General features: G+C 40.2%; 22 protein-coding genes. 3 read left to right on the top strand and 19 right to left on the bottom strand.

The window, feature by feature from the left end; all coding sequences use genetic code 11:
* Window positions 1-83: 83 nt before the first annotated feature.
* The 6 genes from sucD to JU57_RS00705 all read right to left on the bottom strand — a co-directional run bounded on the left by sucD (window position 84) and on the right by JU57_RS00705 (window position 7,851).
* Window positions 84-956 carry a succinate--CoA ligase subunit alpha gene (gene sucD / locus JU57_RS00680; RefSeq protein ID WP_037955614.1) on the bottom strand — a complete coding sequence of 291 codons (873 nt, stop codon included), beginning with the start codon at window positions 954-956 and terminating at the stop codon, window positions 84-86.
* 2 nt (window positions 957-958) lie between these two features.
* Window positions 959-2,128 (bottom strand): ADP-forming succinate--CoA ligase subunit beta, encoded by a 1,170-nt coding sequence (sucC, locus tag JU57_RS00685; RefSeq protein ID WP_037955616.1) that lies wholly within the window; start codon window positions 2,126-2,128, stop codon window positions 959-961.
* A 244-nt stretch (window positions 2,129-2,372) separates the two neighbouring features.
* The gene (locus JU57_RS00690) at window positions 2,373-3,752 is read right to left on the bottom strand and encodes an FAD-linked oxidase C-terminal domain-containing protein (RefSeq protein WP_037955623.1); all 1,380 of its coding nucleotides are present in this window, start codon (window positions 3,750-3,752) and stop codon (window positions 2,373-2,375) included.
* A 160-nt stretch (window positions 3,753-3,912) separates the two neighbouring features.
* Window positions 3,913-5,175 (bottom strand): (Fe-S)-binding protein, encoded by a 1,263-nt coding sequence (locus JU57_RS00695; RefSeq protein ID WP_037955624.1) that lies wholly within the window; start codon window positions 5,173-5,175, stop codon window positions 3,913-3,915.
* Window positions 5,176-5,206: 31 nt separating this feature from the next.
* Window positions 5,207-6,616: a DASS family sodium-coupled anion symporter gene (locus JU57_RS00700; protein ID WP_294874934.1), complete on the bottom strand. Its 1,410-nt coding sequence runs from the start codon at window positions 6,614-6,616 to the stop codon at window positions 5,207-5,209.
* 236 nt (window positions 6,617-6,852) lie between these two features.
* Window positions 6,853-7,851, bottom strand: a complete 999-nt coding sequence (locus JU57_RS00705; protein WP_294874937.1) for a TAXI family TRAP transporter solute-binding subunit — start codon at window positions 7,849-7,851, stop codon at window positions 6,853-6,855.
* 176 nt (window positions 7,852-8,027) lie between these two features.
* Between JU57_RS00705 and JU57_RS13580 the strand changes: the two genes are divergently transcribed.
* On the top strand, window positions 8,028-9,593 hold the full coding sequence (locus JU57_RS13580; RefSeq protein ID WP_294874939.1) for a transporter substrate-binding domain-containing protein: 1,566 nt from the start codon (window positions 8,028-8,030) through the stop codon (window positions 9,591-9,593).
* On the opposite strand, the gene JU57_RS00715 is transcribed toward JU57_RS13580, so the two are convergent.
* The 4 genes from JU57_RS00715 to mltG all read right to left on the bottom strand — a co-directional run bounded on the left by JU57_RS00715 (window position 9,585) and on the right by mltG (window position 14,532).
* Window positions 9,585-10,259, bottom strand: coding sequence for a response regulator transcription factor (locus JU57_RS00715; RefSeq protein WP_051906423.1), 675 nt, complete (start codon window positions 10,257-10,259; stop codon window positions 9,585-9,587). The two genes, JU57_RS13580 and JU57_RS00715, sit on opposite strands and share 9 nt — an antisense overlap.
* Window positions 10,260-10,386: 127 nt before the next feature.
* Complete coding sequence (gene mdh / locus JU57_RS00720; RefSeq protein WP_037955627.1) at window positions 10,387-11,337, bottom strand: malate dehydrogenase; 951 nt, start codon at window positions 11,335-11,337, stop codon at window positions 10,387-10,389.
* 32 nt (window positions 11,338-11,369) lie between these two features.
* On the bottom strand, window positions 11,370-13,607 hold the full coding sequence (locus JU57_RS00725; RefSeq protein WP_037955634.1) for an NADP-dependent isocitrate dehydrogenase: 2,238 nt from the start codon (window positions 13,605-13,607) through the stop codon (window positions 11,370-11,372).
* Window positions 13,608-13,683: 76 nt separating this feature from the next.
* On the bottom strand, window positions 13,684-14,532 hold the full coding sequence (gene mltG / locus JU57_RS00730) for an endolytic transglycosylase MltG (protein ID WP_037955636.1): 849 nt from the start codon (window positions 14,530-14,532) through the stop codon (window positions 13,684-13,686).
* A 112-nt stretch (window positions 14,533-14,644) separates the two neighbouring features.
* On the opposite strand from mltG, the gene JU57_RS00735 reads away from it, so the two are divergent.
* On the top strand, window positions 14,645-17,125 hold the full coding sequence (locus tag JU57_RS00735) for an AsmA-like C-terminal domain-containing protein (protein ID WP_294874944.1): 2,481 nt from the start codon (window positions 14,645-14,647) through the stop codon (window positions 17,123-17,125).
* Here JU57_RS00735 and JU57_RS00740 read toward each other — a convergent pair.
* The 7 genes from JU57_RS00740 to hypB form a co-directional block, all read right to left on the bottom strand.
* Complete coding sequence (locus tag JU57_RS00740) at window positions 17,118-17,753, bottom strand: HAD family hydrolase (RefSeq protein WP_294874947.1); 636 nt, start codon at window positions 17,751-17,753, stop codon at window positions 17,118-17,120. The two genes, JU57_RS00735 and JU57_RS00740, sit on opposite strands and share 8 nt — an antisense overlap.
* Window positions 17,754-18,254 carry a GNAT family N-acetyltransferase gene (locus tag JU57_RS00745; protein ID WP_037955642.1) on the bottom strand — a complete coding sequence of 167 codons (501 nt, stop codon included), beginning with the start codon at window positions 18,252-18,254 and terminating at the stop codon, window positions 17,754-17,756.
* Window positions 18,255-18,319: 65 nt separating this feature from the next.
* Window positions 18,320-18,661 (bottom strand): hydrogenase maturation nickel metallochaperone HypA, encoded by a 342-nt coding sequence (gene hypA / locus JU57_RS00750; protein WP_037955646.1) that lies wholly within the window; start codon window positions 18,659-18,661, stop codon window positions 18,320-18,322.
* Complete coding sequence (gene hypE, locus JU57_RS00755; RefSeq protein ID WP_037955648.1) at window positions 18,661-19,665, bottom strand: hydrogenase expression/formation protein HypE; 1,005 nt, start codon at window positions 19,663-19,665, stop codon at window positions 18,661-18,663. The genes hypA and hypE overlap by 1 nt, the downstream gene beginning before the upstream one ends.
* Window positions 19,662-20,786, bottom strand: coding sequence for a hydrogenase formation protein HypD (gene hypD, locus JU57_RS00760; protein WP_037955650.1), 1,125 nt, complete (start codon window positions 20,784-20,786; stop codon window positions 19,662-19,664). The genes hypE and hypD overlap by 4 nt, the downstream gene beginning before the upstream one ends.
* On the bottom strand, window positions 20,779-21,048 hold the full coding sequence (locus JU57_RS00765; protein WP_037955653.1) for a HypC/HybG/HupF family hydrogenase formation chaperone: 270 nt from the start codon (window positions 21,046-21,048) through the stop codon (window positions 20,779-20,781). The genes hypD and JU57_RS00765 overlap by 8 nt, the downstream gene beginning before the upstream one ends.
* Before the next feature lie 2 nt (window positions 21,049-21,050).
* Window positions 21,051-21,899 (bottom strand): hydrogenase nickel incorporation protein HypB, encoded by an 849-nt coding sequence (gene hypB, locus JU57_RS00770; RefSeq protein ID WP_037955655.1) that lies wholly within the window; start codon window positions 21,897-21,899, stop codon window positions 21,051-21,053.
* Between the two features lie 99 nt (window positions 21,900-21,998).
* Between hypB and JU57_RS00775 the strand changes: the two genes are divergently transcribed.
* Complete coding sequence (locus JU57_RS00775) at window positions 21,999-22,670, top strand: hypothetical protein (protein WP_037955658.1); 672 nt, start codon at window positions 21,999-22,001, stop codon at window positions 22,668-22,670.
* A gap of 1 nt (window position 22,671) precedes the next feature.
* Here JU57_RS00775 and JU57_RS00780 read toward each other — a convergent pair whose 3' ends face one another.
* Window positions 22,672-23,646 carry a DUF4433 domain-containing protein gene (locus tag JU57_RS00780; protein ID WP_037955661.1) on the bottom strand — a complete coding sequence of 325 codons (975 nt, stop codon included), beginning with the start codon at window positions 23,644-23,646 and terminating at the stop codon, window positions 22,672-22,674.
* Window positions 23,643-24,548: a macro domain-containing protein gene (locus JU57_RS13585; protein WP_051906425.1), complete on the bottom strand. Its 906-nt coding sequence runs from the start codon at window positions 24,546-24,548 to the stop codon at window positions 23,643-23,645. Before JU57_RS13585 ends, JU57_RS00780 begins: the two co-directional genes overlap by 4 nt.
* Window positions 24,549-24,800: the final 252 nt, after the last annotated feature.

Below are 24,800 nucleotides of genomic sequence, written 5' to 3' on the forward strand. Positions count from 1 at the left end.
TCCTAAATCTTTTCGTTGCAATGATCATCTTAAGAGTGGCTAGATTGTACACTAGAAGACCATCTAGCTCTCTTAAATAGTCTTTATTTTTTCAAAACTTCCGCTATCTTTGTTCCAATTTCAGCAGGGGATTTGACAACATGTACGCCTGCATTGCTTAGCGCTTCCATCTTCTCTGCTGCGGTTCCTGCACTACCACTTACAATCGCACCGGCATGTCCCATACGTTTACCCTTCGGTGCGCTTTGCCCTGCGATAAACGCAACAACAGGTTTTTTAATATGCTCTTTAATGTATTTGGCAGCTTGGATTTCAAGATCACCTCCAATTTCACCAATCATTACGATCGCTTCCGTCTCAGGGTCTGCTTCAAACATGCCAAGGAGTTGAATATAGGAGAGTCCAATAATAGGATCGCCACCAATACCAACGGCTGTCGTAATGCCAAAACCTTCATTGCACACTTGGTTCGCACCTTCATAGGTCAATGTACCTGATTTACTAATCAGTCCAATATTGCCTTTTTTGAAAATGGAACCTGGCATAATGCCGATTTTGCACTCTTCCGCGGTGATAATGCCTGGGCAGTTTGGTCCAATGGTTTTCATCCCTTTTTTAACCGCGTACGCTTTGGCTCTTTGCATATCACGAACGGGTGAGCCCTCGGTGATAATCACTGCCAGTTCAATACCAGCGTCTGCTGCTTCTAAAACCGCATCGCCCACAAAGGCAGGTGGAACAAATACCATACTTACGGTTGCTCCCGTTGCAACAACGGCTTCACGAACCGTATCAAACACGGGTTGTCCCAAATGTTCTGTGCCGCCTTTGCCCGGAGTCACGCCTCCTACAATTTTTGTACCGTATGCCAAACACTGTTCCGCATGAAAACTACCCTCTTTACCCGTAAACCCTTGAACAATTACTTTTGTATTTTTGTCAATCAATATGCTCATAATTAGTTTCCTTTAGCAGCAGCGACCGCTTTAATCGCACCATCGTTAAGATCACTGGCTGTAATAATATTTTTGATATTGGCATTTTTCAAAATTTCAGCGGCTTCTTTCGCGTTCGTTCCATCCAATCTAACGATGACAGGAACATGAACATCGACCAGTTTGGTAGCCTCTAAGATACCATTGGCGATGCGGTCACATCGTACGATGCCTCCAAAAATATTGACAAAGATTGATTTGACGTTGGGGTCTTTAAGGATAATCTCAAAGCCTTTTGCAACGGTCTGAGCATTCGCTCCGCCGCCCACGTCTAAGAAGTTTGCAGGAGTGCCTCCCACATGGTTAATCGTATCCATCGTACCCATCGCAAGACCAGCACCATTGACCATACAGCCAACGTTACCATCCAGTTTAACGTAGCTCAGACCAAAACCTGACGCTTCACGCTCAATAGGGTTTTCTTCACTCTCATCGCGCATCGCTTCAATGTCAGGGTGACGAAACAGGGCGTTATCATCAAAACCCATTTTGCCATCAAGCGCTATAAATGCTCCACTTTTGGTTTTAACCAGTGGATTGATTTCGATCATCTCAGCATCATTTTCCATGTAAACTTTATACAGTGCTGCTGCAAATTTAATAAAACTGCTGATCTCTTCTTTTGCAAGACCTAATCCGTAAGCAAGTTCTCTACCATGAAACGCTTGAAATCCGATAAAAGGATCAACCGCCACTTTGATGATCTTTTCAGGTGCTTCTGCGGCTACTTTTTCGATCTCCATACCGCCTTCGCGTGATGCCATAATCACAGGCATTTCACGAGCGCGATCAAGAACAATACCCAAGTAAAGTTCATCCGCGATGTCAGCACCCTCTTCGATGTAGACTTTCTGAACCAGTTTGCCCGCAGGTCCAGTTTGGTGCGTGACCAAGGTCATACCAAGAATTTCGTTTGCAAGTGTTTTGACTTCATCTAAGCTTCGGGCAAGTTTTACGCCACCACCAAGACCGCGTCCACCTGCATGAATTTGTGCTTTAACCACCCAGATAGAACCACCCAGTTTCTTTGCATTTTCGACAGCCTCTTCCACAGTAAAAGCAACATATCCATTTGGAGTAGGAACATTGTACTTTTTAAAGATCTCTTTGGCTTGATATTCGTGAATATTCATAAAACCTCCATTTCCGAATTTTTATTTAATTTGTATGACTGTATTGAGAAACAAACACTTTAGTCAATTAAAATATCAACTATATCTTTTTTTTGTTACGTTTTTAAGGTTCATCGTTTATCATGCAATCTACTAAAAATCTTATATTCTAGTCTAAATTCAATAAATCAAAAATCTTTTAGTCATTCTGATATCTTTTATAATAATAAAAAATAAATATCAAAACATTCCTTAATAGTTTGTGTCAGAGTCCCATTTTGGCAGGATTTAAAATATTATTTGGATCAAATGCTTTCTTGATGGAGCGGAACAGCTCCATCTCACCTTCGCTAAAGGCAAGGTGCATAAACGGTGCTTTACTGAGCCCAATACCATGTTCACCACTGAGTGTTCCACCTAAAGCAACAGTCGCTTTAAAGATCTCTTCAATCGCAACATGACCGATTTCAAGCTGTTTAGGATCACTGCCATCGACCATAACATTGGTGTGAACATTGCCATCGCCCGTATGTCCAAAGCAAGGCACGGTAACGTTGTATTTTTTTGAAACTTCACCAATGGCTTTAAGAAGTGCTGGCAGTTTGCTACGAGGAACGGTAATGTCTTCGTTTAGTTTTTTGCTACCATAAATCGTGATCGACTGACTGGCATTTCGTCTGGCAAACCAAAGGTTTTTAGACTCTTCAACACTTCCTGCTCGTTTAAATCCGCTGCAACCATTTTCCAAAAAAGCGTGTTCAATGATGTCAAGTTGTTGGGTCAGTTCATCCTGTGTATTGCCATCAACATCGGTGATTAAAATAGCCCCTGCATCTTTAGGCAAGCCTTTGTTAAACTTTTGCTCAACCGCGTTAATGGAGAGATTATCCAAAAACTCCATTGCCACAGGCGTAACACCTGCTGCCATTGTTTTATAGACCGCATTCATTGCCTCTTCAACACTGGGGAAAATACCCATTGCGGTTTGAGACATTTTAGGTTTGGCAATCAGTTTGAGTGTGATTTCAGTGATACACGCGAGTGTGCCTTCACTGGCAATAATAATACCTGCAATGTTATAACCTGCGACATCTTTAATGGTGCGTTTGCCCGCACGAATAATCTCGCCATTCGGTAACACAGCACGGAGTGCCATCACGTAATCTTTGGTAATACCATACTTTGCAGCACGCATACCGCCTGCATTTTCACTGACATTACCACCAAGGGTTGAGTACTCTTCGCTGGCAGGATCAGGCGGATAGAAAAGGCCTTGTGCTTCAACGGTTCTTTGCAAGTGCATATTAATGACACCTGGTTGCACCACTGCGACTAGGTTTTCCATATCAATTTCTAAAATTTTGTTCATATGCTTTTCAAACGCTAAGATAATGCCCCCATTTGCAGGTAAGGCACCACCTGTAAAGCCACTTCCAGCTCCACGAGGGGTGATGATAATACGGTGTTCGTTGCAATACTTGAGTATTTCGCTGACATCGCTTTCATCGCGTGGAAACAGAACCGCATCAGGCTCATAACGGGTACGTGTGGCGTCGTAACAATAAGCAATCAGATGAGCTTTATCGTCGTAAACGTTCTCGCTTCCCAAAAGATTTTTAAAATAGTTAATATATTTTATTTCCATAATGTATCCTTTTTATTTTAAAGCATTGAATTGAGTCCTTCAATAGTTATATATGTCATATTATTGAGCAATCTATCAAATATTCCAACTCACTTAATGCTCTTCTTAATTTTAACGCTTATTGCAGTGAGAGTGAATTCTCATAATATAAGCTTTCAACTTACCCCTCTCTCAATGCTTTAGCAATCAACTCAATCGGGTTTTTAAACACAACATCGACCTTTTGTCCGTGCATGGCATCACTCAGCTGCATACGACAGGCGCTACACTCAGCACTGACATACTCAGCACCTGTTTCTTTAATCATCGCGGCTTTTGGGAGTCCTGCGGCTTTAGCAAAACGGTAATTTCCAGTTTGCATGGTAACGCCACCAAAACCACAACAGCGATTTGGGTCGCTCATCTCAATCATGGCGTAATTTTTAGAGAGTAAGTTGCGTGGTTCTTTCCAAACGCCTTGCATTTTACGAGCGTGGCATGGGTCGTGGTAGGTGATCGTCTCGGATCTGCGAGATTTACTGGCTAAAATCTCGGCTAAATTGGTCTTTTTCTCTAGGTATTCCGTTGCCATAAAGATGTGTGGAGCGATGGCTTTGGCTCTTGCTTGCCATTCGGGTTGGTCATGAAAAAAGTGTACATAGTCTGCTTTGATCATCGCGCTACAGGTCGCTTCGGGAATGATGATGGCGTCTAGTTCGTTTACAAAACCCTCGATATACTCGATGTTAAATTTTGCGAGATAATCCACGCTGTCAAAATCGCCCGTGAAGTACTGTGGAGCGCCACAGCATTTTTGTTGTTTGATAAGGTACGCGTCGATCTCAAGCACTTTGAGAATTTCCAAAAGTGACTTGCCGATGTCGGTGTACATGTAATTGGCTAAACAACCGATGAAGATGCCCACTTTGCCTTTGCCACCATTGTAAATGACATCAGGATGGGAATTTAAAAAGGTCTTTTTGGCAAGGCTTGGAAAGAGTCTGTCCATCTTAATGATAGGGAAATTTCTAAGATACATAGAGCTTTGTTTCTCTACCATCTTAAAACCACAGGTTTGAAACATGTAACCAAAGCGTGCAAGCACATCCATAATGTTACGGTTGCGCAGTAAAAAGAAGGCGAGTTTTTTGTACCACGCAAGTCCAAATTTTTTACGAATATCATTACGTGCTTGTTCGATGAGCATATCCACAGGCAGATCGTTTGGACAGACATCCACACAGTTAGTACATAAAAAACAGCTCTCAAAGATGTTTTTAGCGTTTTTATCGAGCTCTAATTCGCCTCGTTGGTACGCGCCTAAAAGATCTAAAAAGCCTCTAGGACTGGTAACTTCATCGCGATTGACCTTGTGAATCGTACACACAGGTATACACTTACCGCACTTAACACATGCATCGCTCGTTACATTAAATTTAAACATCTCTTACACCTTCTGCTCTTTTCTTAATAGCCTAAAATAAACCTATCCAACTCCAATACGTGTAAACCATAATCGTACTAAAGACAGCACCAAATAGACTCATAATAGCACCGACTTTAATCAATTCGCTTGATGTGATCTCTTCGGTTGCAAGACTAATGATGTTTGGAAGATTTGAAACAGGGAGTAAATATTGGTGGAGCATATTCATCGCAACCAATAGAACAAATGCCGTGACTTGCATGCTTGCATTGGCAGGAAGTGCTGCTACGGCTACGGCATGCGCGATAACTACAGGTGTTAAAGCCGTTGTTTTAGGGCCAGCTCCGGTGAATAAAACTTGAAGAGCAAGCATCAACCAGATGAAAATGACCACTTGTAATCTTACATCCAACGTCAGCAATGGATGAAAAAATGTACTTGCGAGCCACTTTGCCGCACCGGTTTTCACTAAGAGTGAACCCATAGACAACCCTGCACCATACACGATAAAAACATTCCAAGGAACTTTTTTTTCAGCCTCTTTCCATGTCATAACTTGCGTAGGAACAGGGGCAATCATTGCGGCAACGGCAAGCATGGCAACCAATGTGGTATTAAGTCCATGAAGCTTGTCCGTAGCCCACAAAAGAAGAGTTGCTATGAAAATAACAAACGCATATATCTCTTTTGAACTCATTTTTCCCATATCTGTCAATTGTTGATTCATCACAACACGACCTGCAGATATATCTTCAATATCAGGCGGAAACATTTTAATAATAATATACGTCGCAATTAAACCCATGAGTATAGCAGGTGGCATACCTATTTTAAACCATTCCATCCAACTTACTTCAACACCTGTTGCATTTTTTAGAAGACTAACAGAGATTGGGTTTGCAGCATGTGATGTCATAATGCCCATACAATACATGGTTCCAGCAACAGTGACAATATAAATCAAACCTTTTACGAGGGTACTTTTCCCTTTTTCTGCACCAAATGCTAACCCCATAGAGGTTATGATAGGTAAAACTAAAAGAGTTTTTGCCGCGAGTGAAGGGATAAAAAACGTCATAATGAGTGTGACGAGGGAGATTGCCCAGTATAAGTTGATGGCGGATTTACCAATTTTGCTGACAATAATTAAGGCAAGCCGTTTTGAAAGCCCACTGTCTCCCATACAGGCAGCCATAACCATACCTAACATAACAATCCACACGCCCGTTGAAGAGTATCCAACCAGTGCTTCGCCAATTTTTCCTGCCCCAAAAAGAACCAAAAAAGCGATGATTAAAAACCCGCTTTGCGCATCATCAAGAGCTTGTGTAATCCAAGAAATAATAGCAAAGATACCAACTCCAAGTGCCACTTTTCCTTTAGCACTCAATCCCTCAATCTCTGGAGTAAGATAAATCATCGAAAGCATAGCGACTAAAGCAATACCTAACCAAAACATTTGCTTGACATTGAACATACGAACCTCCTCAAGAATTTCTTTGTAAACTCAACTTCACATATCACATACCAGCACTTAAAAATGTTTTCATATTTGAAACAATGATGCACTCACAGTTACATTGATTAATAACTTTTTCTTTTATAAGTCATTAGAGATAATTGTACAAGCTTACTCTACCATGTATCTCTTACGTTAAAAAAGAAAAACTATAGTTTGAGAGAATTTAGAGAGGATTAAGGATTGGTATAGATAAGATGTTGGGGAATAGATACACCCCTTTCTTTGTAATATCGAAGTGCACCCTTATGCAAAGGAATGACAAGCTCATCAAGTGCATGTTGCAGTGAAAGTGACATAGTCCCTTGATTTACCGAATTCAAAAAAGCCAGATTTTGATACATCGTTTTTGTCAAACGATAAGCCACTTCTTCTGGAGTATCAACATCGGTAACAAGATAATTAGGCTGTGCAATCGTTTGAATCTCTTTTGTTTGCCTAGGATAGGTATTGGCTTTGATAATATAACGTTTCCAAATAGGATATTGTTTTTGAATTTTTTTTAAATCTTCATCGCTAAATTCTAACAACGAAACTTTTAAGGAACCCATCGCACTAAATACGCTTCCTACGGCAACGACTGGTGCTCCTGCTGGAGTATTCATTCCTTTAATTTTACCTTGTTGTAAGGCAACGGCACTTTGATTGTAACCAAGATAATATAAATTCATTTTGGAATATTCTATCCCGAGTGTATCCATGATAATTTCAGCAGATGCTTTACTCCCTGAATCATTTTCGGCTATAGAAAAATTTTGTCCGTATAAATTTTTAAGATCTTTAATGTTACCTGTCGTAGCAATATCTTTTGTTACTAAAAAATGTTCTACATTATTCCAAAGCAAAGAAACGGAACGAAGATTTTTATGAGGTTTATTATGATACATATGTGTACCTTCCCATGCCATCATGCCGGCAAGACCTTGGATCATAGCAAAATCAACTTTTTTAGTATCAAGCATCCGAATATTATCAAAACTTCCGTTGCTGCTAATCGCCGAAAATGGCATACCTTCCTTTAATGACAAGAGGTTGGCAATCCCCATTCCCACGGGGTAGAAAGTTCCTCCAGTATTTGCGGTTGCTAGAATGTATTTGTGATTTGGTTCAACTGCATAAGAAGTAGATATAAAAAGAGAAAACATCCATAACAAACAGAATAAAAGACGTTGCAACCTTGCTTCCTAATTATTAAAAAGATGGTTCATTATATAAATAAGCCTATGTATTTATCTTGAAGTCTTTGCAATCTATTTATCATTGTAACGATGTGTAGCATTAGTAAACACTTTTATGAAAATGCTATAATCAAATTTTGCAAATCATTTATCGTTTAAGGACTAGCGTTTACATGATAAAGCTGTTTTTTCTTTGCTTTTTTCTCCTATTGTCAGTACATGCATCTGATCAAACTTTAAATTTAACCGCAAAAGAACGTGCTTATCTAAACAGTAAAATGACCTTTAAAGTCTGTGTCGATGCGCAATCCTCTCCTTTTGAAGAAATTACACAAGAAGGTATTTATAAAGGGATTATCGCTGACTTGTTGAAGCTTGTCGCAAGGCGTTTGCATATAGCTGTAGAAGTACAGCAAGTCCTAACATGGGATGATAGTTTAAAATTAGCCAAATCAGGACAATGTGATATTGTTACATTTATGAAACCTTCCGTGGATAATAACAAATGGCTATTATTCTCAGAGCCTCTGTTTGAAGACCCTTATGTGCTGATTACCCGAGAAGAGCATCCTTATATTGAAGATTTAGCTTCTTTAGCGCATGAAAGCATCTCTATTCCGATTGTTTCAGACTTATTTACACGTATCAGTAAAGAGTATGCCAATCTTATTGTCATTCCAGTTTCCACGAATGAAGAAGCCTTTGGCATGGTTTCCACACAAAAAGCAGATATGACGCTTCGTTCTATGACAGCTGCTGCTTATATTATCAAGAAACAGGGATTTTTTAATCTCAAAATCGCAGGTGAATTGCCCAAAAGCACCAATACCATCCGCCTAGCAGTGATGCATGATGAACCCATGTTACTCTCTTTGCTAAATAAAGCAATTGCGACAATAACGCCACAAGAGAAAGAAGCCAGTGTCAATGAACATGTTGCGATTATTATCGAAAATAAAATGAGTAAAGAATCCATTCGGTATATCGCTTTTGGTGTTTTGCTGTTTTTATTGATTTTATTTTCTATCATTTTATGGAACAAATATTTACGTGAAAAAATTTCACAAGAAGTTGCCAAAAGCCAACTGATACAAAACAGACTGTTTCAAGCTTCTAAAGAAGCCGAGATTGGAAGAATTATAGGCAATATATCCCATCAATGGAGAGGTACGCTTGCAAAAATTGGTGCATTAAATCTTTTGACCTTAGTACAACTTAAAAACAACCAACCCCTTGATAAAGCATTTGTGCTTAACCAATCTGAAGAAATTGGAAAGCTTCTTGATTTTATGTCCAATACGATGCAAAGCTTTTTGGAATTTTATAAACCTTCAAAAAACATTGAGAGTTTTTTCCTACTTGAGACAATTAAACAAGCCGAAAATATTTTAGAAGTAAAAATCAAAAAGAGTCATCTTGCCATCAGCATAGAGGGCAATTGTGATCGCATTATGACTGGCATTATGAACCAGTGGGTGCACGTTTGGCTGAACCTCATTGATAATACTATCAATGCGGCATTAAAAAATGCTATTGAAGCACCTTATTTTAAAATTGTATTTTCTGAAAATGAGATTGATATTTTCGATAATGCAGGAGGAATGCCAGCATTACCAAGTGAAACAGACATGGGACTGGGTATTTATATGTGTATAGAGCTTGTTAAAAAACATGGAGGCGAAATTACGTACAATACTATTCCCAATGGGTTAAATGTTAAAATTCGATTTTTAACCTAAGCGATAGCCTAAATTTGGAATCATATGAATAAAATCTTTTCCAAAACGATTCCGAATCCGCATAATAAAATTATACAACGCGGAATCACTCATATCTTCTGATTCCCAAACGGAGACTTGAATCATCTCTTTTGTAATCAAACGATTTTTGTTCTTACTCAAAAGTTCCATAAACAAAATCTCTCTCTTCTTGAGTTCAAAACATTGCCCTTCTTTAACGAGCATTTTTTCATCCGCATTATACGTGAACCCATTACTGAGCAAGATGGTTTGTTGAGAGGATTTTGTCATTTTATGCATGCATTTATGAAAAGCCTGCGTTAATTGAGTGTAATTAACAGGTTTAATCAGATAATCTGTTAAACCAAGCGGTATGGCTTTGAGGAGTAGCGCTTCATCTTTGTATCCACTGAGTATGACGATGGGTATTTCTTCGTTGGTGTCACGTACTCTTTTTACAAAATCCAGTCCATTTTCATTTTGGAGATGAATATCTGTAAAAATTATATCAATCGTATGCTGGTCCATAATCTGTATCGCTTTTTGTAGTGTTGGTGCATAAAACACCTCTTTAACAAATACTTTAAATATAGGAATCATCATACACGATAACTCTTCGTCATCTTCGACAAAGAGCATCTGTTTCGATTTTAAATCGTTTAACACAAAGAACCTTATTCAATCAATTTATTTGACTATAAACTATCTTTCTCTTAAACTTCTCTCACATGGTTACATGTAAATCTCTCGTGTTCTAAAAAAAGAAGATGTGTTTAAGAGAGAAACACATCTGTTATTGTGCAAAAAAATCATTCTTTCGCAAGGTATTAAGGAGATTATCGACCGATTCGACACTCTTTGCAAACTGCTTTTTCTCATGTTCATTAAGGGGTAATTCAACAATTTGCTCCACACCGTTTGCACCCAAAACAACGGGCACACCGTTCACTGTGTCATGGTAACCATACTCTCCCTCTAACAAAACAGCACAGGGGAAAATTGAGCGTGAATCACTCAAAATGGCTTCAATCATCTTGACGGTTGAATTTGCAGGCGCATAATACCCAGATGTTCCCATATAGCTCACAATCTCAGCACCACCATGGCGTGTTTTTTCAATAATGTCTTCAATTTCCACATCGGTGAGTAGATCGGTAAGCGCCACGCCATTAACGGAAGAGTAACGAGGCAGTGGAACCATGTCATCGCCATGTCCACCCATCACACTTGCCGTGACCTGCCCATAGCCAAAACCCAGTTTTTGAGAGATAAACGTCTCCATGCGTGAACTGTCCAAAATCCCTGCCATACCAATGACACGATTGCGCGCATACTTCCCAACTTTGAGTGCAACATAGGTCATTGCATCCAGAGGATTGGAGACAATGATAATAATAGCATTGGAAGCATACTGTGCGATTTTTTCAATAATTTCTTGGGTAATGTTCGCATTAATCATCAAAAGATCGTCTCGGCTCATGCCAGGTTTTCTAGGGCTTCCTGCGGTAATAACGACAATGTTGCTGTTGGCAATCGAGCCATAATCCGAAGAGCTTGAAATTTGCGTGTGGCTGCCCTCGGGACTGGTCGCTTGAAGAATGTCGAGAGCCTTGCCTTGGGCAAGACCCTCATAACGGTCTATCATCACAATTTCACGACAATGTTTGCGCATCGCAAGCCAATAGCAGACGGTTGCACCAACATTTCCTGCACCTATAATCGCAACTTTTTTCCCTTGTGACAAACAGACTCCTTCTTTACATGTAAATCAAAAAATTATGCTTTAAGTGCGTCCAACGCTGTATTAAATGTTACACTTGGGCGCATGGCTTGACTTGTTTTCTCAAAACTTGGCATGTAGTATCCGCCCATATCCACGGCTTTGCCTTGAACGGCTGCAAGCTCTGAAACAATTTTTTGCTCATTGGCTTTGAGTGTTTCAAACAGTGGCTTAAACTGAGTAGCGAGCTCTTGATCTTCACGTTGTGCTGCCAAGGCTTCTGCCCAATACATTGCTAGATAAAAATGGCTTCCACGATTGTCTAATTCACCTACTTTGGAAGAAGGCGATTTGTTATTATCTAAGAATTTTCCCGTTGCGGCATCAAGCGTTTTGGCGAGTACCAAAGCTTTTGTATTGCCAACAACGTTATGAAGATGTTCAAGTGAAGCAGTGAGTGCCATAAATTCACCCAAAGAGTCCCAACGCAAGTGATTTTCTTCGACAAATTGTTGAACGTGTTTGGGAGCAGACCCACCCGCACCTGTTTCAAACAATCCACCACCACTCATCAGTGGCACAATGGAGAGCATTTTAGCCGATGTACCCACTTCTAAAATAGGGAAAAGATCGGTCAGGTAATCACGAAGTACATTACCCGTCACCGAAATCGTATCTAAGCCTTTAACGATGCGTGCTAATGATTCACGAATCGCATTTTCAGGCGTCATGATTTTAATATCAAGATCAGAGGTATCGTACTCTTTGAGGTATTTTTCAACTTTTTTGATCATCTGCGCATCGTGACCACGCGCGGGATCAAGCCAGAAGATTGCAGGAGTATGGCTTAAACGTGCGCGATTAACCGCCAATTTGACCCAATCACGAATCGGTGCATCTTTGGCTTGGCATGCACGGTAAATGTCACCTTTTTCAACGCTGTGTTCCATCAAAACGTTACCACTGGAAATCTCTACAATGCGGACAACACCATCGGTGGCACATTCAAAGGTTTTATCGTGAGAACCGTACTCTTCAGCTTTTTGTGCCATTAAACCTACATTGGGAACCGAGCCCATTGTTTTAGGATCAAGAGCGCCATTTTTCTTACAAAAATTCATCGTCTCTTCATAAATTCGTGCGTAACAACGATCAGGAATCAACGCTTTCGTATCGTGCAATGCACCATCTTCGCCCCACATTTTGCCCGATTCTCTAATGCACGCTGGCATAGACGCATCGATAATCACGTCGCTGGGTACATGTAAATTGGTAATGCCTTTGTCAGAATTGACCATCGCAAGTTTAGGACGCTTGGTGTAGGCGTTCATAATGTCAGCTTCAATGGCTGCTTTTTGCGCTTCAGGGAGTGTGGCAATTTTGGTATAAAGATCGCCCAAGCCATTGTTTGCATTGACACCAATCTCAGCAAAAAGCGTGGCATATTTTTCAAAAACGTCTTTAAAAAAGACTTTGACCGCATAACCGAACATAATCGGATCGCTCACTTTCATCATCGTCGCTTTGAGGTGTAATGAGAGGAGAATGCCGCTTTTTTGAGCCTCTTGCATTTGCGCCTCAAAAAAAGCAGAGAGTTTTTGACTGCTCATGTACGTACCATCGATGATTTCATCTTTTAAAAGTGCCAATTTGTCTTTTAACACTGTCGTTGATCCATCTTTGCCAAGCAATTCAATGCGAACCGTGGTGGCTTCAGGTACGGTAACAGACTTTTCATTGCCGTAAAAATCGCCCTCGCTCATATAAGAGACATGCGATGCAGAATCGCTCGTCCATTTTCCCATACGATGTGGATTTTTGCGGGCGTACTCTTTGACACATAGCGGAGCACGTCTGTCCGAATTTCCTTCACGAAGGACTGGATTGACTGCACTGCCTAAGACTTTTGCAAAACGCGCTTTGATCTCTTTTTCAGCTTCCGTTGTAGGGTTTTCAGGATAATTTGGAATGTTATAGCCTTTTTCTTGAAGCTCCTTGATCGCGGCTTGAAGTTGGGGTAACGAGGCACTGATATTGGGAAGTTTAATAATATTGGCTTCTGGCTGATTGGCAAGCTCCCCTAAATAGGTTAGATCGTCATTCACTTTTTGCTCAGCGGTGAGATTTTCAGGGAAATTCGCCAAAATGCGGCCCGATAGCGAGATGTCTCTGATTTCCATTTCGATGTTAGAGCTTGCAGTAAAGGCTTGAACAATTGGCAAGAAAGAGTATGTCGCAAGAGCGGGAGCTTCATCGACTTTTGTATAGATGATTTTACGTGTTTTTTGAACCATGTTTACCCCTTTTTGAACTAGAATTTGATAATGCTACCAGTTAGTTTCTTTATTTCGCTTTATTAAATAAAGGTTATTAATTTTTTATATTTTCCAAATGTGTCTCATAATTTTGGGAAAACGTATGCGTACCATTTTTATTTTTAACGAAATAGAGATAATTGGTCGTTTTAGGAAAAATAGCAGCAAAGATCGCCTCTTTGCTCACACTGCATATAGGATTGGGTGGTAAACCTTTATACATATACGTATTGTACGGTGATGTGTCTTCGCGAATGCGCTGAGGGGTAATTTTAATATGCGAATACTGTCCGTAATTGAGCGTGCCATCCATCTGAAGCTTCATATCTTTTTTCAAACGATTGTAGATGACTGAGGAGACAAGCGGCATCTCATCTGCATTAGCCGCCTCTTTTTGAATAATCGAAGCAATCACGATAAATTTTTGCCACTTGGTTTCATTAAATTCACCAAAGATCTTCTCAAAGACATCTTTATGGTATTTTTTCGCATGCGCGAGTAAAAAATGCACCAAATGCTTTTCGCTAATTCCCACAGGAATATAATAGGTCTCAGGCACGATAAATCCATCCATATACGGTGTCGCAAGGGCATACTCTTGCATCAGTTTTTCGTAAGAGAGATCAAATGCCAAAGCGATCTGAACAAACAAAAGCTCTTTGGTTTCACCGGGAATATAGGTGATGACCTTAAGGGGTGCTTTGGAGTGCGACAACTTATAGAGGAAGTCTCCACGTGTGAGTGGGCTTTGGTTGATGCTCACCCAACCTGATTGTGGCTTGCCGATCATCGAGAGGAGGTATTTGTCGACCTTCTCGTGGAGGTCAAAATTTTTATCAACCATATATGATATAATTTGACTAATTGAGCCTTGTGGCACAAATGCAACTGAGCTTGAAACCATGGGTCTGCTCAAGTGAAAGAGAAGTGAATAGATGATTATTAAAGCAACATCACATACGATTAGGAAGATCTGGATATTTTTACTGTTCATAGTTCTTTTTTTCGTAGCATTAATGGCAACCCTAGTAAATGGCATTTCAATCGATAAAATAAGCTTACCGACGGTACAAATTGATCAATTATATATTAAACTAGATAAAAAATTAATTGTGAGTATCCAAACTCTGGATATTCAAAAAGAGACCCAAACGGACACCTCGATTGAAGAGATTGCGCAGCTTATTAAAAATTTTCCCTATCTCGACCAATTTTTCAGCAAAATCAGCATTGAGCTGATTCACTATGCCAATGAAACGCTCTCCTTGCATTACGAAGAGAATACCTTTAAATTTGACAGCAAACACTTAAGTGTCAATCTGATTATTACGCCCATTGAAAAGTGGAATATCGACGTTGAGATTCAAGAGGCATTCTTGAAAGATTATGCTTTACATGTAAACGGAAAAGCGCGTATGGATTTTAAGACAAAAAACCATACGTTTGAAGGTGATTTTGAGACATTTGGACTTAAAGGCATTGCCCTTTTAGACCTTAAAGATACCCTTTTGACCTATCATCTCCAAAGCGAAACCTTTACCAACACAGAGCTGAAAGATTTGATGGATTTTATTGTCACACAGGTTGAACTGGACCCCATAGCCAAAGACTGGATCGATAAAAATATCGTCGGTGAATCGTATCTTTTGCACTTCATTGAAGGCAAATTTGATCTCAAAACACTGGATTATTATCCAATGCAACTCCACGCGGCAGCAACGGTGAAAAATGCAACCATCACCTTCGCTCCCAATGTAACACCAGGCTTTGTCAAAGAGATCGGCATTGAATTTAAAGAGGATAAACTCCTGTTTGACATTCATGAGCCCACCTATGAAAAACGCCCCATTGAAAAAGCTGATGTATTTATCTACAATCTTATCGGCAAAGGCACGGGAATTGTTGTTGATCTAAACGCCACCTCCAAACTCGATGCACCCATCCATAACATTTTGCATGCGTTTAAAATCGATGTGCCCATTACACAAACTTCGGGTAAAACGAATGCACATATCAAGCTTGACATTCGCTTTTTACCCTACGATCTTAACGCCTCAGGCACCTTTAAACTCTCCCCCAGTGACTTTACGCTCAGCGGTCTTCCAATGTCCACACACTATGGTGAGATTCGGCTTGATAATTTTAAAATAACGCTAGAAAATACAAATCTGCGTTATAAAAATCTGTTTGACATTAATGCAACGGGGCTGTTTGATGCGAAAAAAAGTCGCTTCGATGGAGCGGTTGACATCAATGCGCTACTGCTTGATTTTAGCGGTACCCAGCTTCTCAAAATCGCCAAACTTCTTGATCTTAACGCCTCTTTTGCCATTGAAAACAACATCACTAAAATGACGCTCCCCAGCCTTGATGCGATACTCTTATTTTCCAAAGAGAATAACCAATTTCTCTTTAGTGATCTTACCAAAATCGCTGCTTTCTCACCCTTGATGCGTGATGCCAACCTGAGCGAAGGGGCGGTGAGCGTGCAAACCAAAACGTTTGAAGATTTTGATGCCAAAATCAACCTTCAAAACGTCACCACCCCATTTTTAGAAAATCGTGAACCTGTGCGCAACTTCGACATAGCCCTCACAACCAATACCAAAACACTCGATGCAAGCACCACCAACACGAAACTTTCGCTTCATTTTGACAAAGAGATCACCTTACATGTAAAAGATATGAACATCTCAATGCCTCACAACGATGTGCCTTTGGATGTACCCGTGAAACTAACCATTTTTGGCGAAAATTCCTCTTTTATTGACACTGAAAGCAACAAAACACTGCTGAGCGAGCGTTATACGATGAATCTGTTTAAAGACAAGCTTCATCTCACCTCCAAGCGAGGCAAATCAACCTTTGAATACGAAACGCGCACAGGAAATCTTGGCATTACAGGAACAGAGCTTAATGCTGAAATGATCAATGCGCTGTTTAACAAACAGTACTTTCACAAAGGCGATTTTTCACTCAACATTGATGGTACCGATGCAAACACGATGCAAGGTACGTTCATTATGCACCAAACCTACATCAAAGATCTTAAATTTTTCAACAACCTGATGGCAACGATCAATACCATCCCTTCGCTGCTTGTTTTTAGCGATCCTAACTTTAACCAAGAGGGTTATTTTGTCGACAATGGCTATGTGGAATTTAATCAAACCAAAGAGGCAATGAACATTGCAGATCTTCAACTCAGAGGAAAAAGTGCCGACATTTTGGGCAAAGGGCATGTCGACTTAACGAAGGATACCCTCAATCTTCAACTCCAAATTAAGACGCTCAAAAGCTTTAGTAACGCGATTGATATGATTCCGATTGTGGGTGGCATTATTTTAGGGGAAGATAAACGAATCGCGACGAATGTGGATGTTACAGGTTCCGTGAGCGATCCAAAAATTGAGACGCATCTCATTTTAGACACGCTCAAAACACCGATGAATATCATCAAACGAACCTTTGAAGCCCCTTTTGAACTGCTTAAATAAACGTATTGAGCAGTGCTAAAAGCTCATGGATATTTCCAGCCCTCAGCGTTGCAGTTTCACTCGTGCCATAACCCCATCCAGCAAAAATAAAGGCAATGCCTGCATTTTTTGCTGCCCCCTCATCTTTGATGCTATCGCCGACTAAAATCGTTTGAGAAGGCTCACTCTCTAAGAGCTGCATAAGATGGTGAACCATTAAAGGGCTTGGTTTGGGCTCAGCAACATTATTGGCACCCACAATCGCAGAAAAATAGTCTAAAATGCCCATTTTCTCCAACATATGTCGCGCAAAAAAGTCACTTGCATTGGTCGCAATGGCAAGATGTGCTTTCGATGAGAGCCGTTGTAACATCGCCTCAACATCGGGATAGAGCGCTATCATAGAAGGAGAGTTTTCCATATAGTGCTCTTTGAACAACGCCCGATGATTGGGGTCATACACTTCGGTATTGTAAAAAATCTTCGGCAGATGTTGATCGGGTTGGTTGATATGGTACTCTAAATATTTCTGCCCAATGGGCTCTAAGCCTAAAGCGTGACGCACGTAATTCACACTGTTCGTCATCGCCGCACTCGAATCAATGAGCGTTCCATCCATATCAAAAATAATCGATGCTTTTGTGCTCACTTACGCTCCAATACGAAAACCCAAAATGAGCAGGTCTTTATCCACACCCTCAATCGTCGCAACACGGTTCAGATTGCCCCACTCTTTAAAACCTAATTTCTTAAACAGCTTTAAACTTGGCGCATTTTCTGAGAAGATCAGCGCTAAAAGCGTTTTGATCCCATAGCTTTTGGCTTGTTCAATCGCCTCACTTAAAAACTGTTGCCCCAATTTTTTGCCTTGGAAGTTCTTATCGATGTAGATATTGATGCGCGCACTGTTGGCATACGCTAAAAGGTTGGCATAAAAAGGTTGCAAACTGATCCACGCAATGATGCGTCCGTGATACTCTTTGACCAAAATAGGACGCGATGCGTCGTGGGCGTTAAACCACTCTAATTTATCTTCGACACTGACGATTTTACTATCTGCCGTGGAGATGCCATCTTTAATCGCCTCGTTGTAGATCTTGATGATCTCGGGTAAATCTTCAAGGGTTGCACATCGTAACTCGTTTAACATTAGCATCCTTAGTCATATTTGAATAATAATCGCTGATTATACATTACAGATTTGTAAGATTCGCTTTACTCCATCTCAAGACGCATCAGATACATCTCTTCACCATCAATGACGCGAAGATCCGTACTCTTACATGTAGGGCAAATAAACTCATTGTGTATCAGTGTTGCTTCGGCGTGACAGCTTTCACAATGCACCACAATCTCCTGCAGATGAATGATAAACTCACACCCAGCACAGATCCCCTCTTCTTTAAAGGTGTCAAATGCCGTTTCCAAAAGATAAGGCTCCACACCACTGAGCTTGCCGACTTTGATCTCGACTTTGGTGATTTTAGTAGCGTTATTTTCTTGAGCATTTTTCTCGCACATCTCTAAAAGTGCCGTAACAATCGAAAATTCGTGCATCAACAGATCCTTGGAAGTAGCTCACCTTTGGGCGGCTCTAAAAAGCGCTCCGAGCCCCAAGGCGTGTGTAAAACAACTTTACATGTAAAGGCAGTGGTGACTTTCCCGATGAGTGCACATTTGGCGCTCTCAGGAAAGCGTTGCAGCACATCAATGGCTTTTTGCGCTTCGCTCTCGGGTAAGCAGATGACCATCGTTCCTTCATTGGCAAACTCATAGGGCTCAAATCCTAAAAGTTCACACACTCCTTTAACCTCTTGCGCCACAGGGATTTTCGCCTCGTCCACTTCGATGCACACTTTAGATGTCTCCGCCCATTCGTTGAGAACCGCACTCAGCCCTCCACGGGTCGCATCACGAAGCGCATGAATTTTCACCCCTGCATTTATGAGCGCTTCCACAGGTTTCCACAAGCTGGCGCAGTCCGTTTGAAGATCACTCTCAAGCTCGATCTCTTCGCGCGTTGCCAAAATACACGCACCATGATTACCCACTTCATTGGAGACGATGATGACATCGCCCTGTGTTAAGTTATGCGCTGAAATGCCCTCATACTGAATCTCACCAATACCAGCGGTGTTGATAAAAAGACCATCGACTCCACCGCGAGGGACGACTTTGGTATCGCCAGCAACGATCTTCACTCCACTTTTTGCCATCTCATCACGCATGCTGATGACGATCTCTTCGAGTTTTGCATACTCAAACCCCTCTTCGATCATAAACGAACAGGTCAAATATTTGGGTTTTGCCCCCATCATCGAAAGGTCATTTACCGTTCCTGCAATGGCAAGTTTACCGATATTTCCCCCTTTAAAAAAAAGCGGTGAAACGACAAACGAGTCGGTCGTAAACGCGATTTTCGTGCTACCCATCACCAGACTTGCGGCATCTTCCATACGCAGTAAAATCTCATTCTCAAAGTGTTTAAAAAAAAGCTCTTTAATCAAACTTTGTGTTTCTTCACCGCCACCGCCATGAGAGAGAAGTATTTTTTTGCTCACGCTCTTGCTCCTTTGAGGTTCAATTTTCCATATTTGAAGTACGCTGAACATGCCCCTTCGCTTGAGACCATACACGATCCCATCGGATTAGTTGGGGTACAGGCTTTACCAAACACTTTACAGTCAAACGGTTTGGCACGTCCTTTGAGGATGTCACCGCAAATACACAGTTTATGGTCGTTCAGCTCTGTTTTAGGAAGTACGTCATCAAAGACAATCTCCGCGTCAAAGGCGGCGTATTCAGCTCTCAATTTCAACGCACTATTGGGGATGTCCCCAATGCCACGCCATCTAAAATGACTTCGTTTTTCAAAATAGGTGTTTACGAGCGCTTGCGCTTTGAGATTGCCCTCGCGCGAAACGGCTCTGGCGTACTCATTGTCCACAACACTTTTGCCCGCATTCACTTGACGCACAATGCGCAAAACAGACTCCATCACATCGGTGGGTTCAAACCCTGCAACGACGATGGGCGTGTGGTACTTTTCAGCAATCGGCTCATAGATTTTATACCCTGTAATGACACTCACATGCGATGGTCCTAAAAAAGCATCGATGAGAGCGTCACCACTACTCATAATCGCCTCTACCGCTTCAGGCACCGTAACATGATTGATATGAAAAAAGACATTGGTCAGTTTATTTTCAATGGCGTGTTGCATCAAAACCGCACTCATGGGTGTTGTCGTTTCAAAACCAATCGCAAAAAAGACAACGTTTTTATCAGGATTTTCCTGCGCGATTTTAATGACATCCAGTGGCGAATACAACGAGCGAATATCTTTGCCTTCCGCACGGAGTTTTTGCAAGGAGGTTTTACTTCCTGGAACGCGTATCATATCGCCAAGCGTGGCTAAAATCGTATTGGGCATCGAAGCCAAGGCGATGGCGTGATCAATGCGTTCTTTGGGCATAATACACACAGGACACCCAGGACCGTGGACAAATTCGATAAGCTCTGGCAAAATCTGCGAAAGCCCAAACTTCATAATCGTATGCGTATGTCCACCACACACTTCCATAATGTTGATTTTGGATTTGCACTCTTTTTTGATGAGTGCCGCCAAGGCTTTCATATGTACAGGGTCGCGAAATCCCTCGATGAGATCGACCTCAGACATAGTTGTTATTTCCCTCATCCTCACTGATCTCGCCCTCGCGCATCGCTTCAGCAATCTCGTTGTACGCCGCAATGCTGTCTTCGGCCTCTTCTTTGCTGATCTTGTTCATTGCAAATCCTACGTGAATCAACACATAATCGCCAACATTAACCTCTTCTGAGATTAAATCCAGCGTGACTTTGCGCTTAACACCCATGGTATCAACGGTTGCATAATTATTTTCGTCTATTTCAACGACTTTAGAAGGAATGGATAGGCACATGGTTATCTCAATGCTTTTTTCATTTTTAGGTAATTAATCCACTGATCAATCCCTTTGCCAGACTTGCTGTCTATCTCGATCACATCGACTTTTGGGTTAAGTTTGCGTGCTTCACGAATCGCTTTTTCAACACTAAAATCAAAATGAGGTAACAAATCGCATTTGGTGATCAAAAAGAGGTCAGCACTGCGAAACATTACGGGGTATTTTGCCGGTTTATCATCACCCTCTGGGACGGAGAGCAACACAACATTGAGGTGACTTCCTACGTCATAACTAGCAGGACAAACCAAATTGCCCACGTTTTCGATAAAGACAACATCAAGTCCTTCGATAGGAAGATGATGAAGCCCTTCATGCACCATAAACGCATCCAAATGGCACGCTTGACCTGTGGTGATTTGATGCGCCAATGCACCTTTTGCGATGATGCGATCAGCATCTTGGTTGGTCTCAAGATCGCCCTCAATGACCGCTAGTTTGATCTGCTTGGTATCAATCGTCGCTTCCAAAAGCGTGGTTTTCCCACTTCCTGGGCTGCTCATAAGATTGATCGCAAGCACACCATGCTCTTCAAAGTGAGCGCGATTGTGTCCTGCTTGTTTGTCATTGGCATCTAAAATTTTCGTGATCACTGCGATGGTTTTTTTATCATTCAGTTGAGGATTGGCATGAATCTCGTCGTGGTGTTTGTGCTCGTGGTGATCGTGGTCATGCGCATGAGGATGATCGTTCTCGGTATGATCGTCATGATCGTGTGAATGGCTATGCGTATGACCATCGTGAGTGTGCTCATGCGCATGCGCAGACCATTGGGTAGGAGTGATTGAACAACCGCAATCTTTACACATTTTAAGTCCTTAGATATATTTTTGATCTATTATAGAGCAACTCTTTAAATAGGAGCTAAAAAAAGAAGTTTCTTAGTTATTTTCAGGAAAAATACGCTTATGAGAACAGAAGATAAAACGTGCATTTTTTGCGGACAAACCAAACTCTACAAAGTCTCCTCCACACAGTATCGCTGCGTTACATGTAAACGCACCTTTAGCCATGCAAAACAGACCAAAGAGAGGCAAATACTAGACGCTTTTATCGTCAATCAAAGTGCCCATGCGTGTGCGACCCTTTTAGGGCTCAATTATCTAACCGTAGCCAAAACCTACCAAAAACTGCGCCTTTTACTCATCGAACACTCCGAAGCTCTCTACGCGAAACACACACAGACATTTTCACAGTACGACGAGTACTATTTTCTGCCTACATGTAAACGGGGAAAACCAAAGTATCTCTTCGATGCCATCGGTATTTTAGGCATGTTGTACGATAAACGTATTCACACGCTTTTGCTCCCCAATCAATTTGCCCATCTGAAAAATTTAGAGGAAAATTCCATCGAAAAAGAGACCTACGCGCGCTACCTTAACCAACATAAAGTGGCACATTACGAGAGTTTTGACAACGCCTTAGTCGATTTTTGGTATTTTTTAGAAAGATGGATGGATCATTTTAAAGGGATTAAAAAAGAGAATTTTATCTATTATCTCAAAGAAGCCGAGTTTAAATTTAATTATACGCATGAAGAACAGAAGCTGATATTGGGAAAGATGATTCTAATTTAGCTTAAATTATATCATCCTCTATATATCGTATTCGATTTTCATAAATAGTGATATTATCAACTTTTAACCTAACATGTAATCCATCAATGACAATATTTTCATCAAAATTCCAATACAATCCTAAAGCACAAAAAGTACTCTTTCTTCCTTTAAATACTTTTCCATCTGTTAATCTCGTTGCGAAAACTTTAACATCATAAGTCTTTCTTTGAGCATTTTCAAAATGAAAAATTATTCTATTTGCTTGTAATTCTACTTTTTCAAGCGATAACCATCTGTGATTAAAAAGGCCTAATGAATCAACTTTAATTTTTCCATGAAGTTTTCTTTTTGCATGATCATTTAACCAATATAACAAGCTCTCTTTATCCGATTGAGAACGGACAACAACAAGTTTTAGACAATCATAAACATCCAACTCATTTTTAACGAGCACCTCCGCATGACGGCAGTATTTAATGTGGTCTCGATAAGTCTCTTGAGGAAGTGCAGAGCTGTGGAAGATATTATCAAATTCCAATTTTTCTAAATCTGCTAAATTGTTATAAATTTCTGCACCTCTATTTGCAATATTTCCATTGCTAAATAAAATGTTATCAAGTGAAAGTATCTTAATAAAATCAAATAATAAAAAGACAGGAACAGGGCAATGTGCATTATTTTGAACTTGCGATAGTGGGAGAATTCCTTCGTTAATATACTGTGTAGGTGTTTTGGGACGAAAATAAAATCTAGCATAATCTTTATAGTAATTTTGTGTATGTTGGATGACATCGTCGTGCGCATTATCATTCACCATTAGTCCTAACTCGATTGCTTTATTTCGACTGTACAATTTTCCACAATTAAGTATTTTTACAACATTCTCTATGTGTGAGAAGTGGTAAATATAATTAGACCACCATTCTTGTTGGCTTCCTCTAAACTTTTCTTGAAGGTTTTGTTGAAATGTTTTTAAAAATATTTCTTTTTTCATGCAACAAATTCATTTGTGGTGATTGTTTTTTGTGGTTGTTTGTGAGGAAGTATTCTTAGCCCTATCTCCTCTTCATTATTTTTTCCATCTATCCGAGTCAAGGATAAATAATCTAATTGACTTAAAAACAAGAAAACAATTAAATAATTTTTTGCTAATTCTTGAGGAAGCATCTGTTTTAAAAGAAGTCCACCTCTTCTTAGTACCATCCAAATTGAAGATAATTCACTTTCAGATAAATAAAATTTGTTATTTTCTGTTTTTAACACAAAATAACTATCATTTTGATCTTTTTCATATTTAATTTCAAAAGACATCTCCATTCCATTTATGACTTCAGGAATAAGTTTTCCAAATCTTTCTTTTAAGTGAATTAAAAATTCCTTACTTGATAAATAGGACGGTTCAGATTTTAACCAAGTCTCAATTTCTTTAGAAGATTCATGTTCAGGTTTTAAATCATCTTTTTTTGATGTATGAATATAAATATCTATAGGAAGTTTTTTTAAGTATCGTTCCATAACTTCTTTGACTATATCCCAATCTAAGCCACCGTTTCCACATCCTATCATTGGGAATGAGATAGACTGAATACCAAGTCTTTCATAGTTATCTACGAACTTTTGTAACCCTTGTTCAATATACTCTATTTTTGAAGGGTTGCGCCAATTCAGTTTGGTTGGAAAATTCAAAATCCATTTATTGGATGTTTTAAAAAGTTGCAATTTACCAATGGATAAATGTCCACTTTCACAATATTTTTGATAAGCATGAAACATTTCAGGATACAATCGTTTGAAATCGGAAGCTAATCCTTTTCCCATAACACCTACAATGTTAACAGGGTTTACAAGAACTTGTGCATTTGATTCAAACAAATTTGTTCTGACATATGTAATCATTTTATCCTCTAAAATTAACTATGAACTCAATAGTAACGAAATACTACTTATTGACAACTTGATTATAGACAAAATTGATTATTCTTTTATAAATTCTAGCATATTTTAATTTCTAAAGATGGAGGGCATGAGGTTTGTTTTTTTAGAACTATTTCCTTTTACATGTAACCATTAAAGCCCTTCCATCGCCTAAAAAGCTAGCCTAAAGCTCTAGTATACTACACTCTTTTTTTACTATTTTCAAAGCAAATC

Origin of the sequence: Sulfurospirillum sp. SCADC, from assembly GCF_000743525.1 — a bacterium.
Lineage (GTDB): Bacteria > Campylobacterota > Campylobacteria > Campylobacterales > Sulfurospirillaceae > Sulfurospirillum.

Excerpts from the sequence above, each read along its gene's own strand:
- JU57_RS00725 (WP_037955634.1), bottom strand. The coding sequence starts at position 13,607 with ATGGTTCAAAAAACACGTAAAATCATCTATACAAAAGTCGATGAAGCT.
- JU57_RS00745 (WP_037955642.1), bottom strand. The coding sequence starts at position 18,254 with ATGTTAAACGAGTTACGATGTGCAACCCTTGAAGATTTACCCGAGATC.
- JU57_RS00775 (WP_037955658.1), top strand. The coding sequence starts at position 21,999 with ATGAGAACAGAAGATAAAACGTGCATTTTTTGCGGACAAACCAAACTC.
- JU57_RS00695 (WP_037955624.1), bottom strand. The coding sequence starts at position 5,175 with ATGTTTAAATTTAATGTAACGAGCGATGCATGTGTTAAGTGCGGTAAG.
- hypA (WP_037955646.1), bottom strand. The coding sequence starts at position 18,661 with ATGCACGAATTTTCGATTGTTACGGCACTTTTAGAGATGTGCGAGAAA.
- JU57_RS00690 (WP_037955623.1), bottom strand. The coding sequence starts at position 3,752 with ATGGAAATAAAATATATTAACTATTTTAAAAATCTTTTGGGAAGCGAG.
- sucD (WP_037955614.1), bottom strand. The coding sequence starts at position 956 with ATGAGCATATTGATTGACAAAAATACAAAAGTAATTGTTCAAGGGTTT.
- sucC (WP_037955616.1), bottom strand. The coding sequence starts at position 2,128 with ATGAATATTCACGAATATCAAGCCAAAGAGATCTTTAAAAAGTACAAT.
- JU57_RS13580 (WP_294874939.1), top strand. The coding sequence starts at position 8,028 with ATGATAAAGCTGTTTTTTCTTTGCTTTTTTCTCCTATTGTCAGTACAT.
- JU57_RS00735 (WP_294874944.1), top strand. The coding sequence starts at position 14,645 with ATGGCAACCCTAGTAAATGGCATTTCAATCGATAAAATAAGCTTACCG.
- hypB (WP_037955655.1), bottom strand. The coding sequence starts at position 21,899 with ATGTGTAAAGATTGCGGTTGTTCAATCACTCCTACCCAATGGTCTGCG.
- JU57_RS00780 (WP_037955661.1), bottom strand. The coding sequence starts at position 23,646 with ATGAAAAAAGAAATATTTTTAAAAACATTTCAACAAAACCTTCAAGAA.
- hypD (WP_037955650.1), bottom strand. The coding sequence starts at position 20,786 with ATGTCTGAGGTCGATCTCATCGAGGGATTTCGCGACCCTGTACATATG.
- mltG (WP_037955636.1), bottom strand. The coding sequence starts at position 14,532 with ATGGTTTCAAGCTCAGTTGCATTTGTGCCACAAGGCTCAATTAGTCAA.
- JU57_RS13585 (WP_051906425.1), bottom strand. The coding sequence starts at position 24,548 with ATGATTACATATGTCAGAACAAATTTGTTTGAATCAAATGCACAAGTT.
- JU57_RS00765 (WP_037955653.1), bottom strand. The coding sequence starts at position 21,048 with ATGTGCCTATCCATTCCTTCTAAAGTCGTTGAAATAGACGAAAATAAT.
- JU57_RS00700 (WP_294874934.1), bottom strand. The coding sequence starts at position 6,616 with ATGTTTTGGTTAGGTATTGCTTTAGTCGCTATGCTTTCGATGATTTAT.